Here is a 13831-nt window from a genome sequence, read left to right as displayed (position 1 = left end):
AAAAACTCCATCACTTGAGGAACAGTTGGCGCAGCCTTCCAGTGGTCAGCATGATGCCGAGCGCAATCATCACCACGTAGTAACCCACGTGGATGGCGGTTGCCGGGCTGAAAGAACCCACGCTGATCTGCCTCAGCAACTCCACACCGTGCCACAACGGCATGGCCTGGATAAACCACTGGATAACCTGCGGATAGACGCTGAGCGGGTAGAACGTGGCGCTGAACAGGAACATGGGCAGCAGGAAGAAGTTGATCCAGTCCATCTGCTGGAAGGTCTTCATGAAGCTGGTGATGCCCATGCCGAAGCTTGCGAAGCCGAACGCGATCAACACCGACGCCGGAATGACCAAAATCGCCCACCAACTGGTGAGCAGCCCCATCACCCCCATGACGGCCGTGAAACCAGTGGCGTAGAGCAGGCCGCGCAGGAGGGCCAGGAAGATCTCGCCGATGGCAACGTCCAGCGGCCCCAGGGAGGTGTAAAGCATTCCTTGGTAGAGCTTGGCGAAGTTCATCTTGAAGAAGACGTTCCAGGTGGAGTCGTAGATGGCCCCGTTCATTGCCGAGACGGCCAGCAGCGCCGGCGCGATGTACGCCGCGTAGCTGATCTCCTCACCGCCCGGGCCCTGCACTGTGCCCACAATCGAGCCCATTCCTACGCCCATGGCCAGCAGGAACAGCACGGGCTCGAAGAACCCGGACACCATGACAAGCCACGTACTGCTCTTGGCCGCCATCAACCCACGGCCCACAACAGCCTTCGCGTTGCGGGAGTAGAGGGAACCAAACTTCCGCTCGCGGGCGACGTCCGTGGCACTGTGGCCACCTGTCAGGACACTCATGAGCCCATCCTCTTCACGAACTGCCGGCGGACCAGCACCCAGCCCACCGTGGCGGTCGCCACCAGGAACACCACGTGGGTGATGGTCAGCAACGGGTCCTGATCCATGCCGTAGGTGAAGACTCGGCTTAACTCGGTTCCATGCCAGACCGGCGAAATCCAGCCGATCCACCGCACCGCCATCGGCAGCGAATCCAGCGGGAAGAACGTCCCGGAGAACAGGAACAGCGGCATCACAATAAACCGTTGCACCAACGCAAACTGCCCTTTGTCCTGGGTGATGCTTGCCGCATAGGCCATCAGGGGCAGGCCAAAGCTCAGGGCGGCCACCGTTGCCACTATGGCTGATACCCAACCCCACGGACTCGGTGAGGCACCGAACATAGCAACCACCGCGAAGTAGACCACCGATTGCGACAGGAACCGCACTGTGCTGGCCATGATGTGCCCACTGGCAATCTGCTGTGGAATCAACGGCGAGGCATGCGGGCCATAGAACACCCGGCGCCACTTGAAGCCATCCATGATGGGGTAGGAAAACTCGCCCGATGCCGTCATCACCGCTGCGGATACCAACAAGGCCGGCGCCACGAACTCCAGGTAGCTGACGCCGCCGAAGGCCGACTCGCTGTTGGCATCCACCAAACTGGCGAGCCCAACTCCCATGGCGAACAGGTACGCCACCGGCTGCCCCACGCTGTACAGGACCACGGACCAGCCGTAGTTCCGCATGACGCGAAGCACCTGCTCCGCATAGAAGAAGGCACCCCAGCGGCGCGCCCTGGCAGCCGAGACGGCGGGTGCGTGGGCCCGCAACGGGTGCTCCGCCGTCGTGCTTTGATTCTCAGTCAACGAGCCTCCTGCCGGTCAGCCGCAGGAACACGTCCTCCAGCGACGAGCGACGCACCAGCGAGGTCATGGGACGCAGCCCGCGGGCAGTGACCTGCTCCAGCGCGGCTTCGCCGTCGTGCGCGTAGATCAGCACGCGGTCCGGCAGCGTCTCCAGCCGCTCACCGATGCCTTGAAGTTCGACGCCGATGGTCGCGTTCCGCTCGGACCCGAACCTGAGTTCCAGTACTTCGCGCGAGGAGTGCTCGCGGATGAGGGTGGCGGGTGAACCTTCGGCCATGATCCGGCCCTTGTCCACCACGATGAGGCGGTCGCAGAGTTGCTCGGCCTCGTCCATGTAGTGCGTGGTGAGGATGAGGGTCACGCCGCTTTCCTTGAGCCGGAACAGGCGGTCCCAGAGGATGTGCCTGGCCTGCGGATCAAGGCCTGTGGTGGGCTCGTCGAGAAGCAGGATCCGTGGCTCGTTGATGAGCGAGCGGGCGATGGTGAGCCGGCGCTTCATGCCGCCGGAGAGGGCGTCCACCTTCGAGTTGGCTTTGTCCGTCAGCTGCGCGAACTCCAGGAGTTCGTCCGCCTTGGGCCGCAAGTAGCTCAGCGGCAGGCCAAAGTAGCGCCCGTAGACAATCAGGTTCTCGCGGACCCTTAGCTCTTCGTCCAGGTTGTCCTGCTGCGGCACGACGCCCAGGTGCGCCCTGACCTCCGGGCCGTGGGATTCGGGGTCCAGGCCCATGATGGTGAGTGAGCCGGACGTGCGCTGGGAGACGCCGCCAATCATTTTCATGGTGGTGGACTTGCCGGCACCGTTCGGGCCCAGCAGGCCGAAGGACTCCCCTGCGGGGACGTCGAAGGAGATGTTGTCCACGGCGGTAAGGTCACCATAGGCCTTGGTGAGGTTCCGCGCGCTGATGACGGTTGGTCGGTTCATGTCGAGGCTGGCTTGCGACGATTGTGTCTGTGTTGGTGACGGTGTCGGAGAGCGGGTTGCTTCATTGTGCACCCTCAGCAGACTAATAGCGCCAAGGAATATGTGAAAGGGCTCTTGCAGATATTTGCGCAACTGGCTGGCATTAGTGGTTGTTCCGGCCTTCAAAACAACCACTAATGCCAGCCAGTTGGGTTGGGTGCACGCACCCTTGGACTGCGGTACGGGCTACGCGATGCCCGCCTGGCGCTCAGCGCTCTCCACGACGTTGGCGAGCAGCATGGCGCGGGTCATCGGGCCTACGCCGCCCGGGTTCGGGGACAGCCACGCAGCGACGTCGGCAGCCGCCGGGTCCACATCTCCGGTGACCACAGCCTTGCCGTTGCCGTCGTCCACGCGGCTGACGCCGACGTCGAGCACGATTGCGCCCGGCTTGAGGTCTTCTGCCTTGATCATGTGCGGCACGCCAGCGGCGGCAATCACGACGTCGGCCTGCTTGAGTTCCGCGGGAAGGTCCACGGTTCCGGTGTGGGCCAGGATGACCGTTGCGTTGACTTCCTTGCGGGTCAGCAGCAGTCCGATGGGACGGCCGATGGTCACGCCGCGGCCAACCACCAGGACGCGCTTGCCCTTGAGGTCGATGTCGTGGCGGCGCAGCAGCTCCACACAGCCCTTGGGCGTGCAGGGCAGCGGAGACTTCATTTCGCCGTTCACGTTGGCCACCAGGCGGCCAAGGTTCATGGGGTGCAGGCCGTCGGCGTCCTTGTCCGGGTCCATGGCCTCCAGGATGACGTCCTGGTCGATGTGCTTGGGAAGCGGGAGCTGGACAATGTAGCCGGTGCATTCCGGGTTGTCGTTGAGCTCGCGGACAACCTCAAGGAGGTCTTCCTGGGAGATGTCCTCGGGGAGGTCGCGGCGGATGGACTGGATGCCCACCTCTGCGCAGTCCTTGTGCTTGCCGCCGACATACCAGGTGCTGCCGGGGTCGGAGCCCACCAGGATGGTGCCCAGGCCGGGGACGATGCCCTTGGCGGCAAGGGCAGAAACGCGGGTGGTCAGTTCTGCCTTGATGGCAGCGGCGGTGGCCTTGCCGTCAAGGATCTGTGCGGTGGACTGTGTCATTCCATCTGCTCTTTCTGCTGGGAGGCTCATGCCAACGGGACCCGCCGCCGTTGGTGTGGCGGCGGATCCCGTTGGCTCCGGTTCAGTGCCGGGGTAATGCGTGTTCAGCGCTTGTTGTCGCAGGAACCGCTGGTTACCACTGCTCGTGCTGCGGGTACAGCGGGAAGTTGTCGGCGAGCTTGTCGACGCGTGCCTGGAGGGCCTCTGCATCAACGCTGCCGGCGGCGCCCTTTACGAGTGCGGTGGCGATGATGTCGGCAACCTCGGTGAACTCGTTGGCACCGAAACCGCGGGTAGCCAGGGCGGGCGTACCGATGCGGAGGCCGGAGGTGACCATCGGCGGGCGGGGGTCGAACGGAACAGAGTTCCGGTTCACGGTGATGCCCACCGAGTGCAGGAGGTCTTCGGCCTGCTGGCCGTCCAACTGGGAGTTGCGCAGGTCAACCAGGACCAGGTGGACGTCGGTGCCGCCGGTCAGGACCGAGACGCCGGCTTCGGCGACGTCGGACTGATTGAGGCGGTCAGCGATGATCTTGGCGCCCTCAAGGACGCGCTCCTGGCGTTCCTTGAACTCGTCGCTGCCGGCGATCTTGAAGGCAACGGCCTTGGCTGCGATGACGTGCATGAGCGGGCCGCCCTGCTGGCCCGGGAAGACGCTGGAGTTGAGCTTCTTGGCCCACTCCTGCTTGCCCAGGATCACGCCGGAACGCGGCCCTGCCAGGGTCTTGTGGACCGTGGAGGTGACGACGTCGGAGTGCGGCACCGGGCTCGGGTGCAGTCCTGCTGCTACAAGGCCTGCGAAGTGCGCCATGTCGGTCCACAGGAGCGCACCGACTTCGTCCGCGATGGAACGGAAAGCTGCGAAGTCGAGGTGGCGCGGGTAGGCGGACCAGCCGGCAATGATGACCTGAGGCTTCTCGGCGATGGCCTGCTCGCGGAGCTTGTCCATGTCGATGCGGAAGTTGTCCTCTTCCACCTGGTAAGCAGCCACGTTGTAGAGCTTGCCGGAGAAGTTGAGCTTCATGCCGTGGGTCAGGTGTCCGCCGTGGGCCAGGGACAGGCCGAGGATCTTGTCGCCCGGGTTGATCATGGCGGACAGTGCTGCAGCGTTTGCCTGGGCACCGGAGTGGGGCTGGACGTTGGCGTATTCGGCGCCGAAGAGTTCCTTGACCCGGTCGATGGCGAGCTGCTCAGCGACGTCGACGTATTCACAACCGCCGTAGTAGCGGCGGCCTGGGTAACCCTCGGCATACTTGTTGGTCAGGACGGAGCCCTGGGCTTCCATCACAGCGCGGGGGGCGAAGTTTTCGGAGGCAATCATTTCCAGGGTGCCGCGCTGGCGGCCAAGCTCCTGGTCGAGGACTGCTGCGATCTCGGGATCGAGTTCGGCGAGCGACTGGTTGCTGACAGACGCTGAAGTGGTGGTAGTCACGGAGATCTCCTGGCTAGGGAACGGGTGGTGCTACAGGTCAGGCTACCGGCAGCAGCATTCCCGCGTCCCCTTGATGACAGGAGGCATCGGTCACGTGCGTGCGACGGTAAGACATGACCCTCGGCCCAGGCGTACGATCCGTGGTCTTCGTGATTGCCGCTCCCTGGTGGTAGTCCACCCAACGCCAGTTGCGACCCGTTAACAGTACAACAAGGCAGCACCGGTAGGCTTGTCCGTGTGACTGACTCCACCGCTTTTGTTGTGACCCTTTCCTGCCCCGACCGTCCCGGCATCGTGCACGCTGTTGCCGGCGCACTCCTTGGTGCGGGGTGCAATATCGCCGATTCGCAACAATACGGAAGCCCTACCACCGGCAACTTCTTCATGCGCGTGGAGGCAACGACGTCGAGCACCCAGGCGGAACTGGCTGCCGCCCTGCGGCCCGTGGCCGAATCCTTCGGCATGACGTGGCACATCAACCCCGTGGGCCGGAAAGTCCGCACCATCATCCTGTGTTCCAAGGATGCCCACTGCCTCAACGACCTGCTGTTCCAGCAGCGTACCGGCACCCTGCCCATCGAGGTTCCGGCCATCGTCTCCAACCACCGCGACCTGGAGGAACTGGCCAACTTCTATGGCATCCCGTTCCACCACATCCCCGTGACGCCTGAGACGAAGCCGCAGGCCGAGGCTGAGCTTCTGAAGCTGATCGCCGAGCACGACGTCGAGCTGACGGTCCTGGCCCGGTACATGCAGGTCCTCTCCAACGATCTCTGCACGGAGTTGAATGGCAAGGCCATCAACATCCACCACTCGTTCCTCCCTTCATTCAAGGGTGCCAAGCCGTACCACCAGGCCCACGCCCGCGGCGTGAAGATCATCGGTGCCACGGCCCACTATGTGACAGCGGACCTTGATGAAGGCCCGATCATCGAGCAGGAAGTCATCCGCGTGGACCACGCCCGCACGGCTGCCCAGTTCGTCCAGATGGGCCGCGACGTCGAAGGCCGCACCTTGGCCCAGGCCGTGCAATGGCACGCCGAACACCGCGTGCTGCTCGATGGCACCCGGACCGTGGTGTTCAACTAGCGCCACTCCTAAGCTGGGGGTATGCAGGGCCTTCCTGATCCCGAGCGCGACCTCGCCCTCTATTACGACCGCCATGCCGCCGCACGGAATACCCGCTCGCTGACTCCCCACCGGGTTGAGTGCCGGGAGTGGTTCATCCGGCTGCTCAAGTCCGAACACCGTCGTTCCTTGCTGGAGCTCGGCTGTGGCACGGGCGTTGAGGGCGCGGAGTTCGTTCGTGCGGGGCTGCACTATACGGGTGTTGACCTGTCGTCCGAAAGCGTTCGCTTGGCGCGTTCGGCGGGGCTCGACGCCTCGGTGGCCAGCGGCCGGAACCTGCCGTTTCCCGATTCGGTCTTCGCGGCCGCCTGGACCATGAGCACGCTGTTACATGTCCCCAACAGCGGAATTCACGACGTCGTCCGCGAACTTGTGCGGGTCACAGCACCTGGTGCGCCAATCGCCGTCGGGCTCTGGTCAGGTGAGGACGATGAAGTCTTGAACCCGGAGGACCTGGACGAACCTCGGCGTTTCTTCAGCCGCCGCAGTGACGAAACCGTGTGCAGGATCTTCAGCGAGCACGGCTTGATCGAGCACTTCCGCACGTGGCCTGAGGGCGTGGGCGTGGAGTCAGGCCCCGGCGCGGGCAACTGGGTGCAGCACTACCAATTCCTGCTGCTCCGCACCCCTTCACCCAACTAGGCTGGGCCCATGGCTCCTTCTTACACTTTCGCCGGGGACACCCCGGCCATCCATGAAACCGCCTTCGTGGCACCCACTGCGTCCATTATTGGGAAGGCAACGTTGGCTGAGGACTCCAGCGCCTTCTACGGGGTCTCCGTCCGCGCGGATACAGCCGCGATCAGCGTAGGCGCAGGCTCCAACCTGCAGGACAACGTAGTTCTCCACGCCGACCCCGGTTTCCCGTGCACTGTCGGCGAGCGCGTCTCCGTGGGGCACAGCGCCGTGGTCCACGGATGCACCGTGGAGGACGACTGCCTCATCGGCATGAGCGCCACCATCCTCAACGGCGCGGTGATCGGATCGGGCTCGCTCATTGCGGCCGGCGCCGTCGTGTTGGAAGGCACCGTCATTCCCCCGCGCTCCTTGGTAGCAGGCGTGCCCGCCAAAGTCCGCCGCGAACTGACGGACGAAGAGTTCGAGGGCGTCAAGCACAACGCTGCCCACTACAGGGGGCTCGCCGCGGCGCACCGGGAAATGCACGCTTAACGCCCAATGCGAGGCCTGCTCTGCGTCCTAACCTGAGGGTTTGGGACGCAGAGCGGGCCTCACAACATCGGGGAACCTAGTCCAGCGGGATCGGACCGAGCTCGTCCAGCAGGTCACCCGGACCCGGGTTCCCGGCAACGGACGAGCCACCAAGGTGGTTCACCACTCCCCACACAGCGTTCAGGCCCGTGGTCACGGCGCCTTCGGCCCAGCCGGCGGTGAAGGAGACGTCATCCCCCGCAAGAAAGATACCGCGCTGGCTCTCAGGCAGTTGGTCCTGCTTGAAGTGCGTGAACAGCCGCTGCTGATAGCGATAGTGCCCCGGCAGGTTGGCTTTGAAGGCTCCCATGAAGTTGGGGTCCGCTTCCCAGGAAACGGTGATCGGCTGCCCGACAATGTGGCTCGCGATGTCCACGCCGGGATAGATCTGCTGCAGCGAGTGGAGCATCAGCTTCACGCGTTCCTCGGCGGTCAGGGCCAGCCACTTCAGGGCGTCGTCGTTCCACGTGTAGGACAGGAGGATGACAGCGGGCTTGTCCGGACCGTCGTCGAGCAGATACGTTGCCCGGTTGAGGCGGTCGGTGAGCGTCATGGAGAGGACTTCGCGGCCCGTCTCGGGGTCGATATCCTTCCAGAACGGCCGGTCCACCATCACGAACGTCTTGGATGACTGCATGTAGTGCGAGCGCTCGATCGCGGTCCACAGCTCCGACGGGAACAGCGCTTCCTCGGTGTGGATGCGCGTGGACAGCAGCCAGGACTGGCAGGTGGTCACTACGGCTTGGTAGGTGGCCTCGCGGCCCCAGTTCTCGCGGACCAGGAGGTCGCCGTTCTCCGCGCGGCGGATGTTGTCTACGGCTCCGCGCGGCGAGCCGGAGTGCAGCGACGCCAAGGAGGTGCCTTCAGGCCAGTACTTAAGGCCCGACGGCGCATGGTTCCAAAGTGCCTCGGGGAGCCTTTGCGCTCCTCCCGTGATGAGTCGGTGCTGGTCGTCCGCGTCAGTGTAGACCACGCGGAGGATCTCGAGGATGGAGTTGGGGAAGTCGGTGTCCCAGCCGCCGGTGCCGAAGCCAACCTGGCCGAACGCCTCGCGGTGCGCGAAGCCCGCTTCCTTGAAGGACTTGCTGGCCGCGATGAAGCCGTAGAAGGTTTGCTCGTCCAGCTCCGGCAGGAGGGCATTCCACAGGTCCTTGATGCGCTTGGTGTCGCGGGCCTTAATGGCTTCCTGCATCTCGGCGAAGGCGGCGCCGTCGTTGACCGCGGCCTTCCAGGCATCGGCGACTTCGCGGAAGAACTCCGGCAGCTCGTCTGCAGTAGTGGCGTAGTGCTTCTTGCCCGCGAGTTCAATCACGGTGCTGGACGTTGCCGGTGCCATGGGGTTGGGAAAGTCCTGGGTGTCCAGGCCGAGCAAGTCCACGTAGTGGTAGAACGCTTTGCCGGAAACCGGGAACCGCATACCGCCGAGGTCGGCCACAACACCGGGTGCAGACGGGAAGCTCGCGGTCCTCAGACGGCCTCCAATTTGGTCTGCCTCATAGATGACCGGCCTGAGGCCGAGCTTCATGAGTTCGTAGGCAGTGACCAGCCCGGACAGTCCGGCGCCGATGACGGCCACTTCGGTGCCGTACTTCTCTTCTGGAATTGAGCCCAACCCGGCCGGATTCGCCAGGTAGTGGTCGTAGCTGAAGGGGAAGTCCGGGTTCAGCATGGTGATCGGTGCGCCTGCGGCAGGCGCTCCTGGTTCCTCGATGAGCGGGAGTTCGGTGGCGATGGTCATGAGTTTGCTGCTTTCACAGGTTCCGGGCTCACGGCCCTGGTGGTTAGTTCACGGTAGTCCTGCTCGCTGAGCGCGGCTACCTTGGAATTCCGGCGTCCATAGCCGAAGTAGATGGCGATGCCCACGAGCATCCACACTCCGAAGGTGATCCAGGTGTCGGCGCCAAGATTGATCATCAGGTAGGCACACATCAGCGTGCCCAGGATGGGAGTGATCGGGTACAGCGGAACCCGGAAGCTGCGCTCAAGATCGGGCCGGTTGCGCCGCAGGTAGATGACGGCAACGTTGACCAACGCGAACGCGAAGAGGGTGCCGATGCTGGTGGCGTCGGCCAGCGCACCCAGTGGGACCAAGCCCGCGGCAAGGGCGACGGCGATACCCACGATCAGCGTCCCGGCAACGGGGGTGCCGGTTCGGCGGGAGACGCGGCCAAAGACTTTGGGCATCATGCCGTCGCGGGACATGGAGAGCATGATGCGGGTCTGGCCGTAAAGGACAGTCAGTACGATGCTGGCAATGGCGAGGACGGCGCCCACGGAGAAGACCAGGGCGATCCACGGCTGTCCGGTGATCTCGTGGAGGATCTGCACCAGGGCAGCTTCGGTTCCATCGAACCAACCCCAGGGCCGGGCCCCGATGGCGGCGACAGCAACCAAGACATAGATACTGGTGACGATCACCATGGAGAGCATGATGGCCCGGGGAAGATCCCGCTTGGGGTTCTTGGCTTCCTCACCCGCGGTGGACGCGGCGTCGAAGCCGATGTAGGAGAAGAAGACGCTGGATGCAGCGGCGGATACTCCTGCGGCACCCATGGGAAGCAGGGGCTCGAAGTTGCCGGCGTTGAACGCGGTGAAGGCTACTGCGCAGAAGAAGAGCAGAATGCCCACCTTGATGACCACAATCGCGGTATTGATCCATGCACTTTCACGGGCGCCGCGAACCAGCAGGACCATGGCCAGAATCACGATGATCATCGCAGGGACGTTGACCACGCCGCCATCTCCGGGCGGCTGGCTGACGGCGTCGGGAAGGACCTGCCCGAAGGCTGCCAACGTTTCGTTGACGTATTGCCCCGCCCCCACGGCGACCGCCGCTACGGAGACCGCGTACTCCAGCACCAGGCACCAGCCACAAATCCAGGCCATGCCCTCACCCATGGTGGCGTAAGAGTAGGAGTAGCTGGAGCCTGCCACCGGGACCAGCCCGGCCATCTCCGCGTAGGACACAGCAGAGAGCAGCGCAGCCAGTCCGGCGATGACGAACGAGATCCAAATGGCCGGACCCGCCAGCGGCACGGATTCGCCGAGGATGACCAAAATGCCGGTGCCAAGCGTGGCACCAACGCTGATCATGGTCAGCTGAAGCACGCCGAAGCTGCGGACCAGCGGTGTTCCGCCTTCGCCGCTCCCGGCCTCGCTGACCATCTGGCCAATGGGTTTGCGGCGCAGGAGCTGAGCGCCGAGGCTCGGCCTCGTGACGCTCGCCGCCGCCGGATTATTGGTGTTCACAGGCACAGTCACCCTTGACGTCCCTTCCAAGTAGTTTCGATTTCCCCTCCACAAGACTGGCATGTGAGCCACCTCTCACCACGGTGCAAAATGACCTATAGTGTTCAACCATGAGACGTAATGCACACTATCAAGAGGCCGCTCCGGCAGCCCTTTCGGGACAGGTCACCGTGGACCTGTCCGCGATTTCAGACAACATCACCGCACTGAAAAAGCGCACTGAGGCACCATTCTTTATGGCCGTGGTGAAGGGCAATGCCTATGGCCACGGGCTGGTCGAAGTAGCCCGTACTGCTGTAGAAGCCGGTGCCAATTGGCTGGGAACGGCCCAGCTCACCGAAGCCATCTCCCTCCGGAAGGCGGGCATCACCGTGCCCATTCTTTCGTGGCTGTATCTGGCATCCCAGACAAGTGCCACCATTCTGGAGGCCCTCGAAAACGACATCGACGTTTCCCTCGGAAGCGTCGGCCAACTGGAGGCGCTGGTAGGCATCGCCGGGCGTCTGGGCCGACCCGCCGTCGTGCACCTGGAACTGGACAGCGGCCTGAGCCGCGGCGGCGCACGCAAGGAGGATTGGCCCGAACTTGTGGCCCAGGCACGGCAAGCCGAAATCGACGGGACCCTCCGCGTTCGTGGCCTCTGGACCCACCTGGCCTGGGCCGATGTCCCCGCCCACCCCGGCAACGCGGCCGCCGTCGCCGAGTTTGAGGACGCCGTCCGTGAAGCCCGCGACGCCGGCCTGACCCCGGAACTCCGGCACGTTTCCAGCTCCGCCAATATCCTGGACCGGCCCGAATTCCACTTCGACATGGTTCGGGCAGGGCTGGCCATCTACGGCCTCGCCCCAGCGGATCACCTGGACCCTTCGGACTTCGGCCTGCGCCCAGCACTCAGCGTGACGGCGCCACTGGTCATGGTCAAGAAGGTTCCCGCGGGCACAGGCGTGAGCTACGAACACCAGGCCATTACCTACGAACCCCGGTACCTGGGCCTCATCCCGCTCGGTTACGCGGACGGCATCCCCAAGGGCATCAGCGGCCGCTCTGTGGTGAACATCGCGGGCCGCACAGTTCCTGTGATCGGCAAGGTTTGCATGGACCAGTTCATGGTGGACCTGGGCCCGGATGCCGTGGGAATCGGCGTCGGAGACACCGCCGTGCTGTTCGGTGACCCCGCGAGCGGGGCCGCGAGCGCCGACGACTGGGGCGCAGCGATCGGCAGCCACGGGGACGAAATCATCAACAGGATCGCACCCCGACTCCCCCGCGCTTACGCCACTACCGCTTACCAGTGCCCCGACTACCAGGAGCCGGCAGCCGCCGGGCAGGGCAATGTCGCCTGAGCCCGCCACCGCCCGCCTGAGTTTTGTCACGCTTGAGCAGTTCCTGGAGCAGCTGCCGCCGGAGTTGAAAATGCTTCACGACGGCGGCAGCGGCGCCTCGCTGCTGCGGTGGGTTGAGCCGAGTGAGCTCGAGGACCCTACGCCGTACCTGCCGGAGGGCGAGTTCCTCTTGACCGCCGGGCTGCCTTTCCTCGGGGAAGGCGGCTCGGCGGCCAAGGTGGATGCCTATGTCCAGCGGCTGGTTGACGCGAAGGTGGCTGCCCTGGGGTTCGGCATCAGGCCTTATTTCGACGCCGTCCCGGACGTCCTGCTCGACGCTTGCCGCATACATAACCTCACCCTCTTCGAGGTGCCGGAGTCGTTGCCGTTCGCCGCGATCGGACTGGAGTTCTCACAGCTTCTGGAGACGGACAACGCCCGCGTGTTCCGGCAACTGGCGGACACCAACCGGCAACTCATGCGGGCGGTCCTCTCCCCCAGGCCGGAACACGAGCTACTCGCAGCTTTGGTTCAGCGGGTGCCCGTGTGGGCTGTCCTCGTGGGGGCGGACGGGCGGGTCCGGGCCCGCGGGCACAATGCCGGCGGCAGCACCGGCGTCGAACATTCCTTGCTGGCGCCGATGCTGGAGCGGCTGCTGTCCGGCAGCGGACCGCGCGTGGAGATGGACGGTTTCGACCAGCCGGGATCCACGCTGGTGTTCGGGCACCCGCTGAGGAGTACGAAGGATGCGAACCTCGGTGCGCTGATCCTCGGCTCGGATGCGCCGTTGTCGCCAGCGCAGAACAATGTGGTGCAGTCGGCCGTGGGGTTGCTGGAGTTGTTGGTGCGGCAACGGACCAGTGGATCCCTGGCTCCGAGCCAGCTCGCCACCGCGGTGTTGCTGCATCCGGACTCCCTGGCAACCGGCGGGACCAAGCACGTCAACGGCCTCAAGGACCTGCTGGCACAGAGTTTGTCGTCCACCAGGTCGGCGCAGATGCGGGTGGTGCAGGGTGTCAGGGTAGATGGGGCGGCCGACGACGGACCCGTCCGCGAGGTGCTGCAATGGCGGCGCCTGTTCGACACCAAGCTGGTGGAGATCACCGAGTACGGTTTCGCGGCCATTACACGGCTCAAGGTAGATGACTCACTGTTGGCCGATGTAGAGAAACTGGGCTGGCGACTCGTGATCGGCGAACCGACCGAACTCCTGGGGCTCACAGCCGCCTACCAACGCGCCAGTTCGCTGCGCAGCCGGGTTCTCTCCACCGGCAAGAGCGCCCGCGTTGATGAGGTGACCTGGTCCGTTGCCGGACTGCTGGGGCGCGAGGCCGGGACCATGCTGGCCGGGCGGCTCCTTGCGCCGGTCCTGTCCTTGGAAGTTGATCGGAGGGATCCGCTGTTGGCCGTCCTGCGGGGGTGGCTCAGCGAGAACGGCAGCTGGGACAGCTCGGCCAAGGCGTTGGGATTGCACCGTAACAGCGTGCGGCGGCAGATCGGGGTGCTCGGTGAACTCCTGGAGATGGACCTCAACCAGGCCCAGGTCCGCGCCGAGCTGTGGTTCGCGTTGCAGTACGTGGACGAGCTGGTGGGACCGGCAGAGACGGGCGGCACCACCTAGATGAAGGCGATTTCGTCTGTGCAAGCTTTTTCTACCACTCATTTTTGCTCTTTTTCGGCACCTAGTTTGGCTGGAAGCAACTAGGTGGCTGCTCAAGGTACCTAGCCTCCTCGTGGGTGCCGAAAGTCATCGGC

The 13831-nt window shown here is 64.4% G+C and carries 12 protein-coding genes and 1 riboswitch; of the genes, 5 read left to right on the top strand and 7 right to left on the bottom strand.

All coding sequences use genetic code 11. The features are described 5' to 3' along the window. Positions 1 to 10 precede the first annotated feature (10 nt). The 5 genes from ACR30Z_RS06055 to glyA form a co-directional block, all read right to left on the bottom strand. Positions 11 to 844: an ABC transporter permease gene (locus ACR30Z_RS06055; protein WP_144647683.1), complete on the bottom strand. Its 834-nt coding sequence runs from the start codon at positions 842 to 844 to the stop codon at positions 11 to 13. After that, positions 841 to 1695, bottom strand: coding sequence for an ABC transporter permease (locus ACR30Z_RS06050; protein WP_434371572.1), 855 nt, complete (start codon positions 1693 to 1695; stop codon positions 841 to 843). The genes ACR30Z_RS06055 and ACR30Z_RS06050 overlap by 4 nt, the downstream gene beginning before the upstream one ends. Then, positions 1688 to 2617: an ABC transporter ATP-binding protein gene (locus ACR30Z_RS06045; RefSeq protein WP_434371571.1), complete on the bottom strand. Its 930-nt coding sequence runs from the start codon at positions 2615 to 2617 to the stop codon at positions 1688 to 1690. Before ACR30Z_RS06045 ends, ACR30Z_RS06050 begins: the two co-directional genes overlap by 8 nt. Before the next feature lie 225 nt (positions 2618 to 2842). Further along, on the bottom strand, positions 2843 to 3736 hold the full coding sequence (locus ACR30Z_RS06040) for a bifunctional methylenetetrahydrofolate dehydrogenase/methenyltetrahydrofolate cyclohydrolase (protein WP_434371569.1): 894 nt from the start codon (positions 3734 to 3736) through the stop codon (positions 2843 to 2845). Between the two features lie 133 nt (positions 3737 to 3869). Further along, positions 3870 to 5168 (bottom strand): serine hydroxymethyltransferase, encoded by a 1299-nt coding sequence (glyA, locus tag ACR30Z_RS06035; protein ID WP_208759899.1) that lies wholly within the window; start codon positions 5166 to 5168, stop codon positions 3870 to 3872. Between the two features lie 116 nt (positions 5169 to 5284). Further along, a riboswitch (ZMP/ZTP riboswitch) is annotated at positions 5285 to 5370 on the bottom strand. 35 nt (positions 5371 to 5405) lie between these two features. Between glyA and purU the strand changes: the two genes are divergently transcribed. Genes purU through ACR30Z_RS06020 form a run of 3 tightly spaced genes read left to right on the top strand, consistent with a single transcriptional unit; the run spans position 5406 to position 7466 of the window. Then, positions 5406 to 6257 carry a formyltetrahydrofolate deformylase gene (gene purU, locus ACR30Z_RS06030; protein WP_144647690.1) on the top strand — a complete coding sequence of 284 codons (852 nt, stop codon included), beginning with the start codon at positions 5406 to 5408 and terminating at the stop codon, positions 6255 to 6257. Between the two features lie 21 nt (positions 6258 to 6278). After that, a complete protein-coding gene (locus ACR30Z_RS06025; RefSeq protein WP_434371567.1) occupies positions 6279 to 6938 on the top strand; it encodes a class I SAM-dependent methyltransferase in 660 nt (219 codons plus the stop codon). A gap of 9 nt (positions 6939 to 6947) precedes the next feature. Continuing rightward, positions 6948 to 7466, top strand: coding sequence for a gamma carbonic anhydrase family protein (locus tag ACR30Z_RS06020; RefSeq protein WP_434371565.1), 519 nt, complete (start codon positions 6948 to 6950; stop codon positions 7464 to 7466). Positions 7467 to 7542: 76 nt separating this feature from the next. Here ACR30Z_RS06020 and ACR30Z_RS06015 read toward each other — a convergent pair whose 3' ends face one another. After that, a complete protein-coding gene (locus ACR30Z_RS06015; RefSeq protein WP_434371564.1) occupies positions 7543 to 9243 on the bottom strand; it encodes a flavin monoamine oxidase family protein in 1701 nt (566 codons plus the stop codon). Next, the gene (locus tag ACR30Z_RS06010; protein ID WP_434371744.1) at positions 9240 to 10670 is read right to left on the bottom strand and encodes an amino acid permease; all 1431 of its coding nucleotides are present in this window, start codon (positions 10668 to 10670) and stop codon (positions 9240 to 9242) included. The genes ACR30Z_RS06015 and ACR30Z_RS06010 overlap by 4 nt, the downstream gene beginning before the upstream one ends. Before the next feature lie 194 nt (positions 10671 to 10864). Between ACR30Z_RS06010 and alr the strand changes: the two genes are divergently transcribed. Both alr and ACR30Z_RS06000 read left to right on the top strand, forming a co-directional pair. Next, positions 10865 to 12097: an alanine racemase gene (gene alr, locus ACR30Z_RS06005; protein WP_434371563.1), complete on the top strand. Its 1233-nt coding sequence runs from the start codon at positions 10865 to 10867 to the stop codon at positions 12095 to 12097. Then, positions 12087 to 13697 (top strand): PucR family transcriptional regulator ligand-binding domain-containing protein, encoded by a 1611-nt coding sequence (locus ACR30Z_RS06000; protein ID WP_434371562.1) that lies wholly within the window; start codon positions 12087 to 12089, stop codon positions 13695 to 13697. The genes alr and ACR30Z_RS06000 overlap by 11 nt, the downstream gene beginning before the upstream one ends. The last annotated feature ends 134 nt before the right edge of the window (positions 13698 to 13831 follow it).

It is taken from the genome of Paenarthrobacter sp. FR1 (genome assembly GCF_051106045.1).
In the GTDB taxonomy this organism is placed as follows: Bacteria; Actinomycetota; Actinomycetes; order Actinomycetales; family Micrococcaceae; genus Arthrobacter; species Arthrobacter nitroguajacolicus_A.
Note: the sequence above shows the minus strand (reverse complement) of the source record. Positions and strands in the feature narration are given on the sequence as shown.